This is a genomic window from Candidatus Aalborgicola defluviihabitans, assembly GCF_016705985.1.
Taxonomy (GTDB): Bacteria; Pseudomonadota; Gammaproteobacteria; order Burkholderiales; family Burkholderiaceae_C; genus Allorhodoferax; species Allorhodoferax defluviihabitans.
The window spans coordinates 1-21,585 of sequence record NZ_JADJKN010000011.1; the positions used below are offsets into that span (position 1 = coordinate 1).

The 21,585-nt window shown below is 57.0% G+C and carries 19 protein-coding genes and 4 pseudogenes; 15 read left to right on the forward strand and 8 right to left on the reverse strand.

Annotation, left to right across the window (positions count from 1 at the left end):
- The 10 genes and pseudogenes from IPI80_RS12495 to IPI80_RS12540 all read left to right on the forward strand — a co-directional run.
- The coding region (locus IPI80_RS12495; protein WP_413860542.1) for a hypothetical protein at positions 1–298 on the forward strand (298 nt) is incomplete at its 5' end.
- 388 nt (positions 299–686) lie between these two features.
- On the forward strand, positions 687–1,271 hold the full coding sequence (locus IPI80_RS12500) for a methyltransferase domain-containing protein (protein ID WP_413860544.1): 585 nt from the start codon (positions 687–689) through the stop codon (positions 1,269–1,271).
- Positions 1,272–1,515: 244 nt separating this feature from the next.
- On the forward strand, positions 1,516–2,004 hold the full coding sequence (locus tag IPI80_RS12505; RefSeq protein ID WP_413860546.1) for a hypothetical protein: 489 nt from the start codon (positions 1,516–1,518) through the stop codon (positions 2,002–2,004).
- A gap of 195 nt (positions 2,005–2,199) precedes the next feature.
- Positions 2,200–3,241 (forward strand): annotated as a pseudogene (locus IPI80_RS12510) (polysaccharide biosynthesis protein).
- A 3-nt stretch (positions 3,242–3,244) separates the two neighbouring features.
- Entirely contained in the window at positions 3,245–4,372 is a 1,128-nt protein-coding gene (gene wbjC / locus IPI80_RS12515; RefSeq protein ID WP_413860548.1) for a UDP-2-acetamido-2,6-beta-L-arabino-hexul-4-ose reductase, read from the forward strand.
- 596 nt (positions 4,373–4,968) lie between these two features.
- Positions 4,969–5,781, forward strand: coding sequence for a nucleotidyl transferase AbiEii/AbiGii toxin family protein (locus tag IPI80_RS12520; protein WP_413860550.1), 813 nt, complete (start codon positions 4,969–4,971; stop codon positions 5,779–5,781).
- Between the two features lie 41 nt (positions 5,782–5,822).
- Entirely contained in the window at positions 5,823–6,959 is a 1,137-nt protein-coding gene (locus IPI80_RS12525) for a UDP-N-acetyl glucosamine 2-epimerase (RefSeq protein ID WP_413860552.1), read from the forward strand.
- 9 nt (positions 6,960–6,968) lie between these two features.
- Entirely contained in the window at positions 6,969–7,784 is an 816-nt protein-coding gene (locus tag IPI80_RS12530; protein ID WP_413860554.1) for a glycosyltransferase family 4 protein, read from the forward strand.
- A gap of 1 nt (position 7,785) precedes the next feature.
- Positions 7,786–8,160: a hypothetical protein gene (locus tag IPI80_RS12535; protein ID WP_413860824.1), complete on the forward strand. Its 375-nt coding sequence runs from the start codon at positions 7,786–7,788 to the stop codon at positions 8,158–8,160.
- A 14-nt stretch (positions 8,161–8,174) separates the two neighbouring features.
- Positions 8,175–8,735, forward strand: coding sequence for a YdcF family protein (locus IPI80_RS12540; RefSeq protein ID WP_413860556.1), 561 nt, complete (start codon positions 8,175–8,177; stop codon positions 8,733–8,735).
- 129 nt (positions 8,736–8,864) lie between these two features.
- Here the strand turns inward: IPI80_RS12540 and gmd are convergent, their stop codons facing one another.
- Genes gmd through IPI80_RS12555 form a run of 3 tightly spaced genes read right to left on the reverse strand, consistent with a single transcriptional unit; the run spans position 8,865 to position 12,211 of the window.
- On the reverse strand, positions 8,865–10,016 hold the full coding sequence (gmd, locus tag IPI80_RS12545; RefSeq protein WP_413860558.1) for a GDP-mannose 4,6-dehydratase: 1,152 nt from the start codon (positions 10,014–10,016) through the stop codon (positions 8,865–8,867).
- 28 nt (positions 10,017–10,044) lie between these two features.
- Positions 10,045–11,082 carry a GDP-mannose 4,6-dehydratase gene (locus tag IPI80_RS12550; RefSeq protein ID WP_413860560.1) on the reverse strand — a complete coding sequence of 346 codons (1,038 nt, stop codon included), beginning with the start codon at positions 11,080–11,082 and terminating at the stop codon, positions 10,045–10,047.
- 4 nt (positions 11,083–11,086) lie between these two features.
- Positions 11,087–12,211, reverse strand: coding sequence for a hypothetical protein (locus tag IPI80_RS12555; protein ID WP_413860562.1), 1,125 nt, complete (start codon positions 12,209–12,211; stop codon positions 11,087–11,089).
- A 245-nt stretch (positions 12,212–12,456) separates the two neighbouring features.
- Here IPI80_RS12555 and IPI80_RS12560 point away from each other — a divergent pair, with 245 nt between their 5' ends.
- Positions 12,457–13,959 (forward strand): O-antigen ligase family protein, encoded by a 1,503-nt coding sequence (locus IPI80_RS12560; protein ID WP_413860564.1) that lies wholly within the window; start codon positions 12,457–12,459, stop codon positions 13,957–13,959.
- Between the two features lie 56 nt (positions 13,960–14,015).
- Complete coding sequence (locus IPI80_RS12565; protein ID WP_413860566.1) at positions 14,016–14,243, forward strand: sulfurtransferase TusA family protein; 228 nt, start codon at positions 14,016–14,018, stop codon at positions 14,241–14,243.
- 16 nt (positions 14,244–14,259) lie between these two features.
- Here the strand turns inward: IPI80_RS12565 and IPI80_RS12570 are convergent.
- Positions 14,260–17,216, reverse strand: a pseudogene (locus IPI80_RS12570) (valine--tRNA ligase).
- A gap of 106 nt (positions 17,217–17,322) precedes the next feature.
- Here IPI80_RS12570 and IPI80_RS12575 point away from each other — a divergent pair.
- Entirely contained in the window at positions 17,323–18,468 is a 1,146-nt protein-coding gene (locus tag IPI80_RS12575) for a GNAT family N-acetyltransferase (protein ID WP_413860568.1), read from the forward strand.
- Here IPI80_RS12575 and IPI80_RS12580 read toward each other — a convergent pair.
- The 3 genes and pseudogenes from IPI80_RS12580 to IPI80_RS12590 all read right to left on the reverse strand — a co-directional run.
- A pseudogene (locus IPI80_RS12580) lies at positions 18,455–18,547 on the reverse strand (EamA family transporter); the annotation flags it as partial. The gene IPI80_RS12575 and the pseudogene IPI80_RS12580 sit on opposite strands and share 14 nt — an antisense overlap.
- 17 nt (positions 18,548–18,564) lie before the next feature.
- Entirely contained in the window at positions 18,565–19,203 is a 639-nt protein-coding gene (gene pdxH / locus IPI80_RS12585) for a pyridoxamine 5'-phosphate oxidase (RefSeq protein WP_413860570.1), read from the reverse strand.
- The gene (locus tag IPI80_RS12590) at positions 19,200–19,757 is read right to left on the reverse strand and encodes a bactofilin family protein (protein ID WP_413860572.1); all 558 of its coding nucleotides are present in this window, start codon (positions 19,755–19,757) and stop codon (positions 19,200–19,202) included. Before IPI80_RS12590 ends, pdxH begins: the two co-directional genes overlap by 4 nt.
- Before the next feature lie 477 nt (positions 19,758–20,234).
- Between IPI80_RS12590 and IPI80_RS12595 the strand changes: the two genes are divergently transcribed.
- The gene (locus IPI80_RS12595; RefSeq protein ID WP_413860574.1) at positions 20,235–20,669 is read left to right on the forward strand and encodes a cyclic nucleotide-binding/CBS domain-containing protein; all 435 of its coding nucleotides are present in this window, start codon (positions 20,235–20,237) and stop codon (positions 20,667–20,669) included.
- On the opposite strand, the gene gloA is transcribed toward IPI80_RS12595, so the two are convergent.
- Positions 20,666–21,049, reverse strand: a complete 384-nt coding sequence (gene gloA / locus IPI80_RS12600) for a lactoylglutathione lyase (RefSeq protein ID WP_413860576.1) — start codon at positions 21,047–21,049, stop codon at positions 20,666–20,668. The two genes, IPI80_RS12595 and gloA, sit on opposite strands and share 4 nt — an antisense overlap.
- Positions 21,050–21,155: 106 nt before the next feature.
- Here gloA and IPI80_RS12605 point away from each other — a divergent pair.
- Positions 21,156–21,536: pseudogene (locus IPI80_RS12605) on the forward strand (hypothetical protein); the annotation flags it as partial.
- Positions 21,537–21,585: the final 49 nt, after the last annotated feature.

Sequence of the window (21,585 nt, forward strand, 5' to 3'; positions counted from 1 at the left end):
CATTCAGAAAACTTTGGCATGGTGGTGGCTGAGGCATTGGCGCATGGTTGTCCAATATCGTGAGCACTGGAGCGCCTTGGTCTGGTTTGCAAACGGGTGTTGCGGCTGGTGGGTTGCCAACGATGTGGATACTTTGGCCACCACACTCCTTGTGGTATGCGGTTACCAGTCGAAAGTTGGCAGCTATGGAGCCGCCGGGCCGTGCATGGATGGAACGGACTGGCTGGGCAGCCATTGGAAAAAAATGGATGTAGCCCTATGGTGGTTGCTGTCCGGTGGTGAACCCGAGTGTGGGTGAAGATTAATTAAATGATCAGCAGCAACAGGAGAATTTCAGGTGAAAACGTAGACGACAAGAAGAAATTCTACTCAGTGTGTCCTGTTTGCGGTGGTGCGCATCAACAATGGCGCGTTAAGCAGTCTGGCAACGATGTTTGGCCGATTGATCAATGCACTGTGTGCGGCTTTGCATTCGCAAATCCCCGGCCGAGCATAGATTTTTTGATGAATTTTTACCAAAACACTGGTCATGCGAGTCAGGTTGGCTCTGTAGTCGCGAAAGTTGAATCTTTAGAAACAGTAGTAGAGCGCGAAAAATTGGAGCCGAACTCAGTATCGATGCGAAGCGAGTTCTTGATACGCTAACAACTATCACTGGGTTAAAAGAGGGTGATTCATCAGATTCCGTGGTCAAACACTTTCTTGATGTTGGTTGTGGATATGGATTTTTCAGCAAGGCTGCGCAGTCTCGTGGATACCAAGTGACATCCATTGAGCTTGCCAAAACCGAGCGTGCCATTGCGACTCAGATGCTTGGGGTTCAACCGATTGCATCGTCTTTCGAAGCTTTTTCAGGCGAATCAGGGAAATTTTCGGTGGTTTTGATGAGTCAAATTTTGGAGCACGCTCTAGACTTTAATGATTGGATTGTTAAGGCTAAAGGGCTACTGAAGGAAAATGGTCATTTGGTTATTGCCCTTCCTAATTTTGGAAGCATATTTCGTTATCTCATGCAAGAACGCGAGCCCTATATATGCCCACCTGCACATATTAATTTTTTCAATACTCGTTCACTATCCGTGCTTTTGCAGAAGCATGGATTTCAAGTCGTCGAACGTCAGTGGATAACGCGAATCCCTAAGTCTGCACTGCGAAGTCGTTTCGGTGATTTGATGGGAACGAGTCTCGTGCCGTTTTCGAAAATCGCAGCTAGTGCAATAGATTCTTCGCATCTTGGAATGATGATCAACATCTATGCCCAAAAAGTCTGATCATCAATGACTACCACTAAGACGTCAGGCTGGAAACAAGGAACAACACCCGTGGCAGTGGTAATGATTTCGCTGAACGAGGCCCACAACATGGAGGCCGTGTTAGAGAACCTTGCTGGCTGGGCGCAGCAAGTGTTTTTGGTAGACAGTTGCAGCGCAGATGACACGGTGAGCATCGCGTTGCGGCATGGGGTGCGTGGTACAGCGGCGCTTCAAAGGGTTTGGAGACCAGTGGAACTTTGCCTTGAATGAGTTACCGATAACTGCGCCGTGGACCATGAAGTTGGACCCAGATGAGCACTTGACGGATGAACTGAAGGCATCTATCGAGCGCTTGGTCAAAGGTGGTGAGCAAGAGGGCATCGTTATCCAGCGCCGTCTTTGGTTTATGGGGGCCGTATTGCCTGTGCGGCAACCGATTCTTAGGGTTTGGCGAACGGGTACATGCCGGTTCACGGATGTTTCAGTCAACGAGCATCCCTTGGTAGAAGGCCGTATGAGCCACTCCACTGGCTATTTGGAACATCACGACAGCCCTGACCTGGATCATTGGCTAACCAAACAGAACCGCTACACGACTGCAGAGGCGATCAGCCAGTTTGAAGGTAAGGCACTCGCCCTGCCGCCTCGGTTCTTTGGTACAGCATTGGAGCGGCGCATGTGGCTCAAGCGCAATTTCTGGAAAATTCCCGGTCGATACGTCATATTGTTTTGTATCACTTGTTGGTATTAGTGCCTGGCGCGCGGGCCGGGTCGGTTGAGATGGGCGCGTTTGCGCACCGAGGTTTACCGTATGTGGGAATATAAGCGGTACGAGATGGATCGGCGGGCACGGCCTGTGCAAAATTCCGGCCTTCGGATTCTCTGGGAGCCGGGGGGCCCTCTGGCGACTTACCTGGTATTGCCACGCCCATATTCAAAGGAAATCATGTTCGACAACAAAACTCTTCTGATCTCCGGTGGCACCGGCTCCTTCGGCAACGCCGTCCTAAAGCGCTTTCTGGATACCGGCATTGCCGAGATCCGCATCTTCAGCCGGGACGAGAAGAAGCAGGACGACATGCGCAAGCGCTTCAACCACGCCAAGCTCAAGTTCTACATTGGCGATGTGCGCGATGCCCGCAGCGTGGCACAGCCATGCGCGGGGTGGACTATGTGTTTCATGCGGCGGCGCTCAAGCAGGTGCCGTCGTGTGAGTTTCACCCCATGGAGGCGGTGCGCACCAACGTGCTGGGCACCGAGAATGTGTTGGAAGCCGCCATTGGCGCCGGCGTGCAGCGCGTGGTGTGCCTCAGCACCGACAAGGCGGTGTACCCCATCAACGCCATGGGCATCAGCAAGGCCATGATGGAAAAGGTGATGGTGGCCGCCAGCCGCAACCTGGAAGGCACCCACACCGTCATTTGCGGCACGCGTTATGGCAATGTGATGGCGTCGCGCGGCTCGGTCATTCCGCTGTTTGTAGAGCAGGTGCTGGCCGGCAAGCCCATTACCGTGACCGACCCCGAAATGACCCGCTTCATGATGACGCTGGACGACGCGGTGGACCTGGTGCTTTACGCCTTTGAACATGGCCACAATGGCGACATTTTGTGCAAAAGGCTCCGGCGGCCACGGTGAGTGTGCTCACCCAGGCCATTTTGTCGCTAATGGGCAAGCCCGACCACGCGGTGCGCACCATTGGCACTCGCCATGGCGAGAAGCTGTTTGAAGCCTTGCTGAGCCGTGAGGAAATGGCTTGTGCCCAAGACTTGGGCGATTATTTTCGCATCCCCCCCGATGCCCGCGACCTGAACTACGCCAAGTTTGTAGAGGTAGGCTCTTCGGGCTTAACCAAAAGCTCGCATGCCGAGGAATACCACTCACATAACACCACCCGCCTGGATGTAGAGGGCATGAAGGCCTTGCTGCTCAAGCTGGACTTTATGCAGCGCATTGCGCGAGGTGAGCAAGTGGTGGCGCAGGACTAAGCGATGAAAGTGCTAGTTACCGGTGCTGACGGTTTCATTGGCAAAAACCTGCAGCTGCATTTGGCAGAGCGTAAGGATGTAGAGGTGGTTTGCTTTACCCGCAGCCGCAGCGTGGCACAACTGCCAGATCTGCTGCAGGGGGTGGACTTTGTGTTTCACCTGGCTGGTGTCAACCGCCCGCAAGACCCGCAAGAGTTCACCACCGGCAATGTGGATTTGACGCAGGCACTGTGCCAGGCAGTGTGTGCTGTAGCGCAGTCCACGGGCAAAAAGATACCCATTGTTTGCACATCCAGCACCCAGGCGGGGCGTGACAACCCCTATGGCCAAAGCAAGTTGGCTGCCGAAAACGCCTTGCAAGCCGCAGCCGCCAGCCACGGCGTGCCGGTGCACATCTTCAGGCTGCCCAATGTGTTTGGCAAATGGTGCAAGCCCAACTACAACTCGGCAGTGGCCACGTTTTGCCACAACGTGGCACGCGGCCTGCCCATTCAGGTAAACGACCCGGCAGCACCGGTCACGCTGGTGTATGTGGACGACGTCATTGCCCGCTTTGTACAGCTAATGGACGGTGCCGATGCGGCCTTGGGGCCAGATGGCTTTGCCACGGTGGCCCCGCAATACACCACCACCGTGGGCGAGTTGGCCCGCCAAATTGCGGCTTTTAGAGACAGCCGCACCACGCTGATGACCGAGCGTGTGGGCACCGGGCTGGTGCGGGCCTTGTATTCCACGTATGTAAGCTACCTGCCGGTAGAGCTGTTTACCTACACGGTGCCGCAATACGCCGACCCGCGTGGCGTGTTTGCCGAAATGCTCAAGACGCCAGACTGTGGGCAGTTTTCGTTTTTCACCGCGCACCCGGGCATTACACGCGGCGGGCATTACCACCACTCCAAGACCGAGAAGTTTTTGGTGATCAAGGGCCAGGCCCGCTTCAAGTTTCGCCACATGCAAACCGGCCAGACGCATGAGCTGGTTACCACGGGCGACAAAAGCGAGGTTGTAGAAACCGTGCCGGGCTGGACGCATGACATTACCAACATGGGCCAGGACGAAATGGTGGTGATGCTGTGGGCCAACGAGGTGTTTGACCGTGAGCGGCCGGATACGTTTGCGTGCCCGTTGTAGGCACCCGGCCTGGCAACCAAGTTGCAATGATGAAGTAGAATTTTTGTATTGAAAATCGATTATTATTAGATTATCAATGCAAAAAAGCGAGTTTTCTTTCGTTAAAAGACTTCGTGCGTTGGGCAGTACGCCTTTCGGACACGGGGTGCTAATGTCTTTGCTGGCCGACTATCGTCGACCCAATGACAAGATTGCAAGTTGGCTGGCCGCAGGTGTAGTCGTGGCGCTCAGACGCGGCTTGTATGTGCTGGGGCCAGATTTGCAGGACAGGCCGGTATCGATGCCGTTGGTGGCCAACTTGCTTTATGGCCCGTCTTATGTGTCGCTGGACTCTGCACTGAGTCACTATGGTTTGATTCCCGAGGGGGTGGTCACGGTAACATCGGTCACCACGCGCCGCACGCGCATTTGCACAACACCGCTGGGGCTTTTTACTTATGCGCATTTGCCGGCGGCGCTGTACAGCCCAGGTATTTGCCAGGCCGCTCATTCAGATGGCACGTTTTACTTGATGGCGACACCCGCCAAGGCGCTGTGCGACAAGGTGGTGCTTACAAGAAAGCTGCAGGCAACATCGGTGCAGGCATGCAGCAATTTTGCTGGAAGATTTGCGCATCGACGCCGATGCGCTGCGCAATGTCGATATCGGACGATCGGCAGCGCCCAGCTGGCTACAAGGTGCGGCACTTGCAGGCCCTGCAAAAAGCGGTGGAGGCGTTGCCATGACAACCGTAGTAGAGCAAATGCTGTCGCGCTACCCGCGTGAGACCGACGAGCAAACCTCACATGCACTGCGTGAGGTGATGCAGGAGCTTGGCCGGATTGAATCGTGGTGGGTTTTGCTTTCGTCGTTTTCCGGCCCGCGTTGGGCTTTGGGGCGAGCAAAAACTGCGGTGACCGACATTGCCTCTGCATTTCTGAAGAAGTCATCTAGTTTGTACGACATCAATGTCCAGGGCCAAAGAGCGCTCAAAATCAAGTTTGAGGTAGACACGGACCCGCCGCAGTTGTTCTTGTCCGAGCAAAAGCTTTTGCTGCAACCGTATTCGTTTTATGTAAATTGCTTCGCTTTGCCCGATTTGTATGCAGGCAAGATGCATGCCCTGCTCTTCAGAAAATGGAAGAACCGTGTCAAGGGACGCGACTGGTTTGACTTTGAGTGGTATGTGCGCCGGTCTGTCACATTGAACTTGAGCCACTTTGCAGAAAGAGCGAGACAAAGCGGCCACTGGCAAGGTGAGGCCTTGGGGCAGGAAGAATTTCTGGCAATGTTGCAAGACCGTATTGCTTCGCTTGATATCGCGTCCGCACGAAGCGATGTGCTGCCGTTTGTTCGTGAACCTGCTGGCCTGGAGATTTGGTCGAAAGACTATTTTGCGCAATTGGCCCAGCGAATTCTTTTCGCATGATAAAGACCGTCCGCCATGACGCCCCAAGACAAAGGAAAGAAATGAAAAAGCTGAAAGTCATGACCGTAGTCGGCACCCGGCCCGAGATTATTCGACTCTCGCGCGTGCTGGCCCGGTTGGATGAGCATTGTGAACATATCTTGGTACACACCGGCCAAAACTATGATTACGAGTTAAACCAGGTCTTTTTTGACGACCTGGGTGTGCGCAAGCCTGACCATTTTTTGAACTGCGCGGCCAACACGACCAGTGCCGCGCACACCATTGGCAACCTGATTATTGCGGTAGACCAGGTGCTGGCCGACTTGCAGCCAGAGGCCATGCTGGTGCTGGGTGACACCAACAGTTGCCTGGCGGTGATACCGGCCAAGCGGCGCAAAATTCCCATCTTTCACATGGAGGCGGGCAACCGCTGCTTTGACCAGCGCGTGCCCGAAGAGACCAACCGCCGCATTGTGGACCACACGGCCGATGTCAACCTGACCTACAGCACCATTGCCCGCGACTACCTGCTTCGCGAGGGCTTGCCGCCGGACTTGGTCATCAAGACCGGCAGCCCGATGTTTGAGGTGCTGACGCATTACCGGCCACGTATTGATGCGTCGGACGTGTTGACCCGTTTGGAGCTTGCAGAGGGCGGTTACTTTGTGGTCAGCGCGCACCGCGAAGAAAACATCGAGTCGCCCCAGTCATTTGGCAAGCTGGTAGAGGTGCTGAACACTGTCGCAGCGGACTACGGGCTGCCGGTCATTGTGTCCACGCACCCGCGTACCCAAAAGCGCATCGATGCCACCGGGGCCACCTTTCACCCCTTGGTGCGTTTGCTCAAGCCAATGGGTTTTCATGACTACGTACGTTTGCAGCTTTCCAGCCGGGCGTCGTTGTCCGACAGCGGAACGATCAACGAAGAGTCTTCTATCCTCAACTTCCCTGCGCTCAATTTGCGCGAAGCCCATGAGCGCCCCGAGGGCATGGAAGAAGCCGCCGTGATGATGGTGGGGCTGGAGGTAGACCGGGTGCGCCAGGGTTTGGCTATTTTGGCTACGCAACCGCGCGGCGCAGAGCGCGGTCTGCGCCTGGTGGCCGACTACAGCATGCCCAACGTGGCAGACAAGGTGCTGCGCATCATCCACAGCTATACCGATTATGTAAACCGGGTGGTCTGGAAGAAGTACTAAAGGCATTGCATGCGTATTGCGCTGATTGCCGACACCTTTCCCCCGCTGCGTACGTCGGGTGCGGTGCAGTTGCGCGATCTGTCACGCGAGTTTGTGCGGCAGGGGCACGCGCTGACAGTGATGCTGCCATCAGCCGACCTGGATCAGCCTTGGGCCATTGAGGATATGGATGGTGTGCAGTTGCTGCGCTTGCGCGCTCCAAAAACCAAAGACATTGGTTATGTGCGGCGCACGTTGAATGAGTTTGTGATGCCGTTTGCCATGCTGCGCAACCTGCGCAACAGCCCACTGGCAAAGCAGCGTTGGGATGGTGTGGTTTGGTACGCGCCCAGCATTTTTCATGGTCCATTGGCCAGTGCTTTAAAGAAATCCAGCCATTGCAAGGGCTATCTGATCATTCGCGACATTTTTCCTGAATGGGCAGCCGACATGGGACTGATGGGGCGTGGCTTGCCGTATCGGGTGTTTAAGGCGGTGGCAAATTACCAATATTCGGTGGCTGACACCATTGGTGTGCAGACGCCCGGTAACCTGACCTATTTCAATGACTGGGCCACTGGTGCGGGCCGGCAATTGGAGGTGCTGCAGAACTGGTTGGCCCACGCACCTGAGATCAGTTGCACCATCGACCTGGCAAAAACGGCGCTGGCGGGGCGCAAGGTGTTTGTGTACGCCGGCAATATGGGCGTGGCGCAAGGCATGGGTGTGTTGCTTGACCTGGCCGAGCGTTTGCGCGATCGGGCCGATATCGGGTTTTTGTTTGTGGGGCGCGGTAGCGATACCCAAAGCCTGGCAGCCGATGCGAAGGTGCGGGGGTTTGAGTAACGTGGCCTTTCACGATGAAATTCACCCCGACGAAATTCCTGGTTTGTATGCGCAGTGCCATGTTGGCCTGGTAGCACTTGACCCACGCCACAAAACGCACAATATTCCGGGCAAGTTCTTGACCTACATGCAAAGTGGTTTGCCGGTGCTGGCCAGCATCAACCCGGGTAATGACCTGATGGGATTGATTGAGGGCGAAAGAGTAGGGCGAGTCTGCTCGGACCATTCAGCCGATACGCTGCAGCGTCTGGCCGAAGCACTTTTGCAGGATCTGGCTGCCGATACGGAGTTTGCAGCACGCTGCAAGGCCTTGTCGGTAAGGCTGTTCTCGCCCGAGGCGGTGGTCAAGCAGCTGATCGCAGCGCTGGTTCGTTGAGTGAGTGCTACAGCATGAAGCGCACGGGGTTAGGGTGGCTGCTGGCCTTGCTGTTGGCGTTTCTGGGGTTTTGGGGTGCAGGCGCCATACTCGCCTTGCCGTCGTCGAACCCGCAACGGGCGGATGCCGTGGTGATGTTAGGCGGTGGCGATGGCGCCCGCTATGCACGCGCGCGCGAACTGGTGTTGGCGGGGCTTGCGCCGCGTTTGGTGCTGATTGACCCCACTGCTGCCGAGCTTGCCGATGCCAAAACACGCTTTCCGGATGCAATGGTGTGGAAGGATGTGTTGCCCGGCAATAGCTGGGGCGAGGCTAAAACCACACGCACCCGCATGCAGGCCAACGGCTGGAAGTCGGTCTTGGTGGTGACCGACCCGCCCCATATGCTGCGTGTGCGCTACGCATGGGCGTCCAACTTTTTTGGGTCTGATTTGCGTTTCGTGCTGGTGGCAGCCAACCCAACCTGGTGGTCCACCTGGCGCTGGTGGCAAAACCGGCAGTCAGCCCGATTTGTGGGTGAAGAAATGCTGAAGCTGGGCTACTACGTGGTGCGGTACCGGTTTGGAATTTTTTGAGTAACGAATCGGCCGCTAGCCCTCGTCAATATTGATGGTGCCACTATTGAATCAGTAGCATTTTTATTCAGCGTTGCCCTGACGGATAACGACCGCTAACATTCTCGGCCACGCATAGCCCAAGCTGGCTTATTCGACGCTGACGTTCACGTCATATCCATGCTTTTTGAGCAGCGCGTGCTGTTTGGCTAGGGCTAAGTCGTTGGCAACCATCTCCTTGCACATGTCTTGCGCGGTGATTTCTGGAATCCAGCCCAGCTCGGTTTTGGCCTTGGTGGGGTCACCCAACAGGGTTTCAACTTCGGTGGGGCGAAAGTAGCGGGGGTCTACCTTGACCACCACGTCACCCACCTTCAGGGCGGGGGCGCTGTCGCCGGTGATGGCCACTACGATGGCCTGTTCTTCTACGCCTTGCCCTTCAAACTTGACCGTGATGCCCAGCGCGGTGGCAGTCCAGGTGACGAAGTCGCGCACGCTGTATTGCACGCCGGTGGCAATCACAAAGTCTTGCGGTTTGTCTTGTTGCAGCATCATCCACTGCATGCGCACATAGTCTTTGGCGTGGCCCCAGTCGCGCAGGGCGTCCATGTTGCCCATGTACAGGCAGCTCTCCAGACCTTGGGCAATGCTGCTCAGGCCGCGTGTGATTTTGCGGGTCACAAAGGTTTCGCCACGGCGCGGGCTTTCGTGGTTGAACAGGATGCCGTTACAGGCATACATGCCATAGGCTTCGCGGTAGTTGACGGTGATCCAGTACGCGTAGAGCTTGGCCACGGCGTAGGGGCTGCGGGGGTAAAACGGGGTGGTTTCTTTTTGGGGAGATTCTTGTACCAGGCCATACAGCTCGCTGGTGGACGCCTGGTAAAAGCGGGTTTTTTTCTCCAGCCCCAGGATGCGGATGGCTTCCAGAATGCGCAGGGTGCCGATGCCATCTACGTCGGCGGTGTATTCGGGGCATTCGAATGACACGGCCACGTGGCTTTGTGCGCCCAGATTGTAAATTTCGTCCGGCTGCACCAGCTGGATGATGCGGGTCAGGTTACTGGCGTCGCTTAAGTCACCGTAGTGCAGTTTGAAGCGGACATTGTCAATGTGCGGGTCTTGGTAGATGTGGTCTACGCGCGCGGTGTTGAACAGGCTGGCACGGCGTTTGATGCCGTGCACGATGTAGCCTTTTTCGAGCAGCAGCTCGGCCAGGTAGGAGCCGTCTTGGCCGGTGATGCCGGTGATGAGGGCGACTTTTGGGGCCAGGTTGGCAGATGGTGCGTTTGGATTATTCATTGTGATTAACGCTATAGAATTCGGAGCATCATGTTAAGGTTACACGAGGGCTAGAGGAATTGTCGAAAGTTGCCGTACGCCCTGGCTTGATACCGAATAGGGCTTGTTCGCTTGCCACCATCCTCTGCACCACGTGCGGCATATCGGTTTGCGCTGTCCACCCAAGATGCTGGGCGGCCAGTCGCGGATCGGCACGACTCACTGCAACGTCGCTGGGGCGCATGAGCGCGGGGTTGATGTCCACATGCTCGCGCCAGTCGAGATCGACCTCCGCAAAGGCCCGGGCCACAAAGTCTTGCAGGGCGTGGGTTTTGCCGGTGGCAATGACAAAGTCTTGCGGCTTGGCCAACTGCAGCATGCGCCACATGGCGTCAACATATTCCGGAGCCCAGCCCCAGTCACGTTGAATGTCCAGGTTGCCCAGTTGCAGCTGATCCGGGCTGCCGGCTGCAATACGGCAGGCGGCGCGCACAATCTTTTGCGTCACAAAACGTTCAGGGCGCAGTGGCGATTCGTGGTTGAAGAGAATGCCCGAGCAGGCGTACAGGCCATAGGCTTCACGGTAGTTGTCGACCTGCCAAAAGGCGGCTGATTTGGCTACCGCGTAGGGGCTTCGCGGCCTGAACGGCGTGCGCTCATCCGCGGGCTCCCCACGGGTATCGCCAAAACATTCGCCCGAACCGGCGTTATAGAGCCGGGTATCGCGGTTCAGGAAGCGCATGCCTTCAAGCAGGTTGAGCGTGCCAACGCTGATGCTCTCTAAAGTTTCAACCGGTTGCTCAAACGAAAGCCCAACCGAACTTTGCCCCGCCAGGTTGTAGATTTCATCGGGCTGGTGTTTATCCAGAACTTGCAGCACGCTGCGAAAATCGTTAATGGCCATGGAAACCACCGCCACCTGGCCGCGAATGCCCAGCCGCTCCAGGTTGCCAAAGGTGCTCATCTGCGCATCACGCGCGGTGCCGACGACGCGGTACCCTTTTTGCAGAAGCAACTGCGCCAGGTAGGCACCGTCTTGCCCCGAAATGCCGCTGATCAGGGCTGTGCGGGTGTCAATACTTGTCATTCAGTTACTGGTTCTGAACGGGTGCTTTGCGCCGATCGGGACCGGATGTGAGGACCGATGATTCGTAATTTTCCCTTCGGCTGTCTTCAATACCAGCCCACTCCCGAAAGTGTTTGAGACGTTTCATGACCTTCCAGGCGTGGTTCATGGCCATGAAGTACACCGCAAAGGTTCCAACAAATAGCAGGAACATGACCCAAGAAATCGCATTGAAGCGGATGCTGGCGATTGCAACAAGAATGAAACAAACCTGGGATGCCAGAATAATGAGCACCGTGCGATTGGCGCCGAAGCCTGCCAGCATCAGGATGTGGTGCAGATGTTCGCGGTCGGCAGAAAATGGCGATCGGCCGTGGCGCATGCGTCTGGCCATGATGGTCATGGTGTCCAGTAACGGCACGGCAATCAGCCACAGTGCATCTACCGGCTTGAAGACGGCTGATGCACCCTGCGAAAGTTGGATGAGGTACCACGACAAGGCAAAGCCGATAAAGATGGAGCCGCTGTCACCCATAAACAGGGCAGCCTTTTTGCGTCCGAAAAAACGGGAATTGAAGACTAAAAAACCCAACAGAACCGCCACAAACGCAACCAATTGCAGTGCCACTTGCGGATCGCTTGGGTAGGTTAAAAATGCCAATGCACCAAAAGTGAGCGTAGCCAGGCCCCCGGCCAATCCATCAACGCCGTCGGTCATATTGACTGCATTGATAACGCCAACCATACCAACGATGGTCAGCGGAATGGACAACAGGAACAAGGTGCCACCCACATTGGGCAATAGCTCCCCAATGTCATAGAGCCGCACATCGCAATACACAACCGCAACAAAGGCACAAACGATTTCAACCAAAAAGCGTTGGCGTGCAGATATTTCCCACCGGTCGTCGGCCAGGCCAACAACCATCAGCGGAAAGCCAATCGCGATTAGCCAGATGCTTTGTTGCGATTGCCAAAAAACAAAGGCCAAAGCGATGTAAATGGCCAAGCCGCCAATAAGGGGCACCGCACCGTCGTGGTGTTTTCGGCTATCAGGAGCGTCAAGCAGCCCAAGGCGGTTTGCCGCAGGCATCAGCAAGCAGATGAGTACGACGGAAAGCGAAAAGGCCAATGCAAAAGTTGCAATCAATGCGCACCTCCGCAGTTGGCAAGTGACAATTTGCTGCAGAAAAACTGCAAAGCAATGCGAAATATATGGCTGCGAGAACCATTATTTTTTAAGTATTTCATCTCATAGCCTCACCTAGATACTACTTGTAGGTGCCCCAGCCAATTATTGGAATGGCTTGAAGGCACCGGCTGGCAGTCTAAGTGAATCCGGCACTTGCGTCTATAGACTCCATGCTACATTCAGCCGATTTCGATGGAACTTAGATGAGCAGGGAACAAGAATGGGCGCTGTCCAGTGAAGCTGTCGATGGCGCAAATCCCGTAGGCGACCGGTGGATATTTGGCGGCCTGCTTTTTTTGCTGGTCTGGGCGCCGCTTCCGCTGGGAAGTAACCGTATCTGGGCGATCGGACTCTTGGTAGGTCTTGCGGTGTTGCTGCTGATGGGTACTGTCGTGGTTTGGAGACGTGTGCCGCAGGCAGCAATGCAACGGCTGGCATTGTTTAAGTGGCCGTTGTTGTGCCTTGCCGGTTTTGTCTGTTTGTCGTGGGTGCAGACCATACCCCTTCCCGCCAATTGGGTGGGCGTAATTTCACCCGTTGCTGCTCTGGCCCAGGAGCCCGCAGTCTGGATGACCCTCTCTTTGGATGTATTTCAGTCGCGCATCATGGCGGGATTGTCGTTTGCCTATTTTGCGGCATTCATCGTCACTGCAATCACCGTGCGCGATGGGAAGAGGCTGGATCGACTTGCGCAGGTTCTGGTTTGGAGCGGGGTGTTGCAGGCAGTTGTTGGTGTTGTGCTGTATTCGATCAAAGCGGAGTACATCCTCTTCTTTTCTTCAGTGTCCCACAGCAATTTGATTGGCACGTTCATCAACCGCAACCATGTAGCGGCCTATTTGAATATGTGCCTTTCAGTGGGTATCGGCTTGATGCTGGCCCGTTTGGGCTCAGAGGTGCATAAGCATGCAGGCTGGAAAGAGCGTTTGAAGCGAGCAATTGAATTTTTGCTCAGCACGAAGATCCGCTTGCGCCTGCTGCTGGTTGTGATGGTTATTGCACTGGTAGTGACCCGGTCACGCATGGGCAATTCGGCCTTCTTCATTGCGTTGATGGTGGTGGGGCTGCTGGGCGTTGTGTTGATGCGCAAGACGGCGCCGAGAACCATTGCGCTCATTGTCAGCTTGGTCATTATCGACATTCTGGTGGTCGGTTCGGCGGTGGGAATAGAACAGGTGGCCGAACGCATTCAGCAAACGCAAGTATCGGGCGCCGTGGGAGACAGCAGCACTGAAGAGTCGATAGAGGCTCGGACAGAAGCGGCGCGTACCGCTCTTCCAATGGTGCGGGATTTTGTTTGGGCGGGGAGTGGAGGCGGTAGTTTTTACAATGTGTTTATGGGCTACCGCACCCCTGCGTACGGCAGCTCTTTTGTGGACCATACACACAATGATTATGTTGAAATTGCGGCTGACTATGGTCTGATTGGATTGGGATTTTTGGGGCTTTTGGTGACTGGAACATTGTGGACGGTGGTCAAGGTTATGGCGCAGCGCCGATCAAGCCTGCCAAGGGGCATCGCATTTGGTGTGGCAATGGCTATCGTGACACTGCTGATGCACAGCACGGTAGATTTCAATCTGCAAATCCCTGCCAACGCATTGACCATCGTGGTGATCTTGGCGATGGGGTGGATAGCGCGATTTCTTCCATCGCCTGAGCGAAAACCAGGTGGCAAAATAAGCCAAAATGGCCTGAATGATTAAAGTCGCGTGGCCACACAGCCACTCTCATCGAATTTTCCAAGCAGGAATGACATCCCATGCACACAGACAAAGAAGTTGACACACGGGGTCTGAACTGCCCTTTGCCCATTCTCAAGGCCAAGAAAGCCCTGGCCGATATGGTGACCGGTCAGACCCTGAAGGTGGTCTCAACCGATCCCGGTTCGATACGGGATTTTCAGGCTTTTGCCAAGCAAACCGGTAACGAACTGGTGGATCAGCAGACCGTGAATGACGAGTTCATCCACGTGCTGCGCCGCCGTTAGCGCAAACGAAACTCCATTACCCCAAGCGGGCCAGTTGTTCGCGCATCTTGGCCAGTGTGTCGGTGAATTCGGCCACGCGTTTGCGCTCTTGCTCTAGTACCGCTGCCGGCGCCTTGGCCACAAAGGCCTCATTGCCCAGCTTGGTGTTGGCGCGTGTGATCTGGTCTTCCAGGCGCAGCACTTCTTTGCCCAGACGGGCTTTTTCGGCGGCTACGTCCACTTCCATGTAGAGGCAGATACGCGCTTCGCCCACCACCGCTACGGGTGCAGACTGGGCGGCTGTTACCCATGCGGCTTCGTCAGCAAAGAGCTTGACTTCACTGAGCTTGGCCAGCGCCTGCAGTACGGCGGCTGATGCTGACAGAAACGCGCCCTCGGCGGCTGATTGCGCCACCACGTAGAGCGGCAAACGGGTGGCAGGTGACACGTTCATCTCGCCACGCAGGTTGCGGCAGGCATCCACCAATGCCTTTAGCTTGGCGACATGGGCAATGGCAGCCTGATCAATGCGCTCAGGTTGGCTGATGGGGTAGGCCGCAATTGCCACGGATGGCCCAGCGCGCCCGGCCACTGGAGCCACCTTTTGCCATAGCTCCTCAGAAATGAAGGGGATGATGGGGTGGGCCAAGCGGAGCAGGGTTTCCAGCGTGCGGATCAGGGTGCGGCGGGTGGCGCGTTTTTGTGCGTCGGTGCCGGTGTTGATTTGGACCTTGGCAATTTCCAGGTACCAGTCGCAAAACTCGTTCCATGCAAAGTCGTAAATCGTGCTGGCCACATTGTCCAGACGGTATTCGGCAAAACCCTTGGCCACTTCGGCCTCGGTTTTTTGCAAGAGCGAAACAATCCAGCGATCGCACTGGCTGAAATCCAGCGTGGCGGTGTCACACTCGATTCCGTTTTGCAGGCCGCAGTCAGCGCCTTCGCAGTTCATCAGCACAAAGCGGGTGGCGTTCCACAGCTTGTTGCAGAAGTTGCGATAGCCCTCGCAGCGTTTGCTGTCGAAGTTGATGGAGCGGCCCAAGGATGCCAAGGAGGCAAAGGTAAAGCGCAGGGCGTCTGCACCAAAGGCGGGGATGCCTTCGGGGAATTCTTTTTCGGTGTTCTTGCGCACGGCTGTGGCGCGGTCTCGGGTTTGCGCAGGCCTTCGGAGCGTTTGGCCAGCAACTCGGGCAGGGCAATGCCGTCGATCAAGTCCACCGGGTCCAGCACGTTGCCTTCGGACTTGCTCATCTTCTTGCCCTGCGCGTCTTTCACCAGGCCGTGGATGTAGACATGTTTGAACGGCACGCGCCCGGTGAAGTGCGTGGTCATCATGATCATGCGGGCGACCCAGAAGAAGATGATGTCGTAGCCGGTGACCAGCACGCTGGAGGGCAGGTACAGGTTGTAATCGTCGCTGGCGCTGTCGGTCTGGTTGGGCCAGCCCATGGTGCTGAAGGGAACCAAAGCGGATGAATACCAGGTGTCGAGCACGTCTTCGTCGCGACGCAGTTTTTTGCCGGGGGCTTTGGCCTGTGCTTCGGCTTCATTGCGGGCCACGATCACATTGCCGTCTTCGTCATACCAGGCCGGAATTTGGTGGCCCCACCACAGTTGGCGGCTGATGCACCAGTCGGTGATGTTGTTCATCCACTGGTTGTAGGTGTTGACCCAGTTCTCGGGCACAAAGCGCACTTCACCGGATTGCACGGCGTCGATGGCCTTTTGCGCGATGGAGCGTTGATCGAAGACGGCAGAATTTCCCGACGGGCCGCCCCTAGGGAAATTAGCCCCCTCGGGGGGCAGCGAACCACCCGTAGGGGGGAGCGTGGGGGCCTTGTTCATGGCGACAAACCATTGGTCGGTGAGCATGGGTTCGATGACTTGGCCGGTACGTGCGCAGCGGGGCACCATGAGTTTGTGCTTTTTGACCTCGACCAGGAAACCATCGGCTTCCAGATCTGCCACGACTTTTTTGCGAGCCACAAAACGGTCCAGGCCTTGGTAGGCAGCGGGGGCGTTGTCGTTGATCTTGGCGTCCAGTGTGAGTACGCAGATCATGGGCAGCTTGTGGCGCTGGCCTACTGCATAGTCGTTCTGGTCATGCGCGGGTGTGACTTTGACCACGCCGGTACCAAAAGCCTTGTCCACATAGTCATCGGCAATGATGGGGATGGTGCGGCCGCACAAGGGCAGCACGACTTGCTTGCCAATCAGATGGGCATAGCGATCGTCTTCCGGGTGCACCATGACGGCCACGTCGCCCAGCATGGTCTCAGGCCGGGTGGTGGCGACGGTGAGGGAGCCAGAATCATCGGCCAGCGGGTAGCGGATGTGCCACATGCTGCCGTCTTCTTCTTCGCTCTCCACTTCCAAGTCGCTCACGGCGCTTTGCAAAATGGGGTCCCAGTTCACCAGGCGCTTGCCACGGTAGATCAAGCCCTGCTCGTACAACTGCACAAAGGTCTCGGTTACCGTTTTGGACAGTTTGTCGTCCATGGTGAAGTATTCGCGGCTCCAGTCCACCGTGTCGCCCATGCGGCGCATTTGGGTGGTGATGGTGTTGCCTGACTTTTCTTTCCACTCCCACACCTTCTTCACAAACGCTTCACGGCCCAGGTCGTGGCGGCTGACCTTCTGGTCTTGCAACTGGCGTTCCACCACAATCTGGGTGGCAATACCGGCGTGATCGGTACCGGGTATCCAGACGGTGTTGTTGCCCAGCATGCGGTGATAGCGCGTCAGGCTGTCCATGATGGTCTGGTTAAACGCATGGCCCATGTGCAGCGTGCCGGTGACATTGGGCGGCGGCAGTTGGATGGCAAAGGACGGTTCGCCGGCCTTTGGTGCTTGCGTGCCCCGGTAGCCGGCCACGCCGTAACCGCGCTTTTCCCACTCGGGCCCCCAATGGGCTTCCAGCGCGGCAGGCTCGAACGATTTGGAGAGGGATTGCAAGCCGGGTTGTGCGATGGGTGTGGAAGCGGTTTCGGTCATGGTGGGGTGAATTCAGTCAGAACCCGCGATTTTACCGGGCGCGGTGCTTTGGCCGGGCTTGGGGGTACCATGGCGCCCAACCCCAGATTCGCCAGGAACCGATACCGTGGTCATTTGTGAAACCGCCCGTTTGCAGGTCAGCCATTTCACGCTGGACGATGCTGCCTTTGTCCTGCGCCTGCTCAACGAGCCATCCTTCATCCGCGCCATTGCCGACAAGGGTGTGCGCACGCTCGAAGATGCCCGTGCCTACCTGCGCAATGGCCCGCTGGCCAGCTATGTGCGCAATGGTTTTGGTCTTTGTCGCGTGTCCCTAAAAAGTACCGGCCAAGCCATTGGCATGTGCGGCCTGATCCGCCGCGAGGGCTTGGCCGATGTGGATGTGGGTTATGCCCTGCTGCCCGAATACTGCTCCCAAGGCTACGCTGTGGAATGTGTGCGTGCAGTGCTGGACAACGGCGCCTGCCAGCATGACTTGCGCCGGGTGATAGCGGTGGTCAATCCTGACAATGCCGACTCCATCCGGGTACTGGAGCGCTGTGGCTTTGACTTGGAAGGTGTTGTGACGCTGCCGGGTGAAACCACACCCATCCAGCAGTTTGCCAAGGCCATGACGCCCGGTATGCGCCTTACACCGTTGTGTGCGCCGCAGTACCGTGCGCTGATGCTACAGGCCTATGCGCTGCACCCCGACGCCTTCACTAGCAGCGTCGCTGAGCGTGAATCGTTGCCACTGTCCTGGTGGGAGCAACGCATGGCAACCGACCCAACAGCCCGTGAAGTCGTTTTTGGTGCCTTTCAAAACGGTGAACTCGTAGGTGCCGTGGGCCTGGGCCAGGAGGTGCGTGAAAAAGCCGCCCACAAAGCCACGCTGTTTGGCATGGTGGTGCAGGCCCCCTACCGCCGAGCCGGGTTGGGGCAGTTGCTGGTGCAGGCCACGCTGGACCATGCCCGCACATGGCCTGGGGTCCGCCAGGTGCTGCTGACCGTCACCCAGGGCAACGACAGCGCGCAGGCGCTGTATGCCCGCAATGGATTCGTGGCCTTTGGCGTGGAGCCCGACGCCGTGGCCGTTGGCAGCCGTTTTGTCGGCAAGGTGCATATGTGGCGGCCCCTGAATCCAAAAGGAATCCATGTAGACCGCACCTTTGGGGGGTTAAACACACCAAGGGGGGGGGCCGCCCCGGCCCCCGGGGCCCGGCCACACCGCAAGCGCAGGGGCCAGCATGGTGGCATCCCAGTGCCAGCTTGATGACGACAAAATTGGTGCCCCACACGGCGACAACCGCCAGTGCCAGCAGAAAGTGCCGCAGGGGAAGGGACGCGTGCACGGTGGCGTTCTAGCGCGTCAGGGGGCCAAGCGCTCGCGCAGCCATTGGCCATCGGGCTGCTGCATGTAGCGCAGCCGGTCGTGCAGACGGCTCTTGCGGCCCTGCCAGAATTCCCAGCGGTCCGGCTGCAACCGGTAGCCGCCCCAATGCGGCGGACGCGGCGGCTGCAACAGAAATTTGGCGGCGTATTTGGCGGCGTTGGCCACCAGTACGCCGCGACCGGAAATGACGGTGCTCTGCGGCGAGGCCCAGGCCCCCACGCGCGAGTCCAACGGGCGGCTGTGGAAATAGGCGTCGGACTCCTCAGCACTGACTTTTTCCACCCGGCCTTCAATGCGCACCACACGCTCCAGCTCCACCCAGTGGAACTGCAGGGCTGCAAACGGGTTGCCCGCCAGTTCCTGGCCCTTGCGGCTTTCGAAATTGGTGAACCAGGTGATGCCGCGTTCGTCATAGCCCTTGATCAGCACCACGCGGGTAGACGGGCGCAGGTTGCTGGCCACGGTGGCCACGGTCATGGCATTGGGTTCGGGTATTTTTGAGGCAATGGCTTCTTTCAGCCACTGGTCAAACTGTTGCAGCGGATCAGCGTGGGAGGCGCTCTCGTCGAGTTCGGCCCGCTCGTAACTCTTGCGAAGATCGGCAATGTTGGTCATCCAGCCAGTATAGAAGCGCCCGCAGCCTTGCCGGCCTTGGCCGCGTCAAACTGGACGTCGCCCATCAACTGGCCGCCTTCCTGGATCACCACCTTGCCGTAGCGAATTTTGCCGCTGACTCGGCCAGTGGAGTAGATCACCAGTTTCTCGCGCACCGTCAGGTCGCCATTGAATTCGCCATGGATTTCGGCAAAGTCGATGTCGGCTGATCCCTTGAACGCGCCCACCTCGGTGATGTGCATGACGCGCGAGTCCATTGTTGCTTCCACCGTGCCTTCCACCACCAGAGTGTCGCAATCGGTAATTTCCACGCCCTTGAGTTTGATATTGGGCCCCACGGTGAGCTTGCTGCCGCCTTCCTTGACGGGCGCCCCAGACACCGGTGCCGCCGGTTGCACGGCCGCGATGGGAGTAATTGGAGCGGTCGATGGCGTGCCCTGGTGCAATGCGGCACTTCCAGCGCCTGCACTGGAAGTGCTACTTGCGGTCGTTTGGGAGCGGCTGGTGATTGGGTCAGGGGGGCGTTTGCCAAAGAACGGAGGTTGCATAGACATCAAGGTTCCTTCAAGAAATGTGAGAACTGATACTAGCCCGGCCTCTTTGTGAAAACCCGCAATCAATTGCAACATCCGTCGTCCAAATGCCACCAAATGTTGCAAGTGCACATAGCCTGTAAGCTCGCACCCCATTGGCAACTTCTGTGTACCAAAAATGTGAAGGCGAGTAGTACCATGCACCATGTAATTCAGTTACATCGTCTATGCCAATTCTCGTATCCATCCACCCCAAAGGTGTCTTGGGCTCAGGCACCGTGCGCAGCAAGGTCGATGTCCAGCCCATTGCCCGTGACACCCTTGTTTTGAGAAAAAAATAGTCTCTAGCCCTCGTGAAATATAGGTCATGCGCTATTGAAATTATAGTAATTCGATACAGTTACCTGATCATTTAGCAAGTGTTTGACCTATGGCAAGGTAATTGCTCAAGAGGCGCCTAGCATGCACCCCAGAGTTGTCGAATGAATTGGAGGGCCTATGTTTGATCTGCCTGTTAAAAGCCTGATGGAGCCCAAAAAACTGGTTTTGCTGGCGCCGGAAACCACGGTGGCCGAGGCGGCCAAACGCATGGCGACCAAAAACACCGGTGCTACCTTGGTGATGGAGAACGACACCCTGATCGGCATCTTCACCGAGCGCGATGCCGTGTTTCGTGTACTGGCCAAGGGGCTGGACGCGCACGCCACGTTGCTGCGCCAAGTGATGACGCCAAACCCCGCCACGCTGGCACCGAACACGACCTACGGTCATGCGTTGTTGCTCATGCACGAACGCGGTTTTCGCCATGTGCCGGTGGTGGAGGGCAGTCGGGTGCTGGGTATTGTGGCGGCGCGCAATGCCATGGACCCGCAACTGGAAGAGTTTGTCTCCGAGGCGCGTCGGCGCGAACACTACCGCGAAGCCACAACCTAGGCGCGCTGAATCAATTCAATCTTGTAGCCGTCGGGGTCGGTCACAAAGGCAATCACGGTGCTGCCACCCTTGACCGGTCCGGGTTCGCGCGTCACGTTGCCGCCGGCGGCCTTGATCTTTTCACAGGCCGCATAGGCATCGGGCACACCCAGGGCAATGTGGCCATAGGCCGTGCCCATATCGTAGCTTTCCACCCCCCAGTTGTAGGTGAGTTCCAGTTCGGCGTGATCCGGGTTGGTGCCATAGCCGAGAAAGGCCAGCGAGTATTTGTACTCGGGGTTTTCAGACTTGCGGATCAGCTTCATGCCCAGGACTTGGGTGTAAAAGTCAATGGAGCGCTGCAAATTGCCTACGCGCAGCATGGTGTGCAAAAGTCGCATGGTGGGGTTCCTGAAAAGGGGGATATTTCAGTCTGATTGTGGCGCCAAATGGCTTTGGCCTTAGCCACTGGGGATAATTGACGGCATTGCCTTTTACGGACGTGCCATGACTGAATTCACCAAAGTTGTTTTGTTTACCGACACCGATGGTCGCGCGCGGTTTCGTGCGGAAGCCGTTGCGCTGACCCAGGGCACGCCCCAGTCCATGCTGTCAGACGTGTTTGCCTCGGAGGGCTACCAGTTGCGCACCAGCCCGGTCGGGTTTTGCAGCCAGTTCCACTGCACCGGTGCACCACAGTGGTGTTTCATTTTGGGTGGGCAGATGGAGATCGGCCTGCAAGGCGGCGTCTCGCGCATCTTCAAACCGGGGGAGCATTTCTATTCAGCCGATGTGCTGCCCGATGGCGCAACCTTTGACCCGGCGGTGCACGGACACTGGAGTCGTCAGGTAGGAGACGATCCGCTGGTGACGTTGTTTGTGCGGGGCAGGGCCGTCCTGAGGTGCCCAGGGGGCGTTGCTGGGGCCGCGCAGCGAC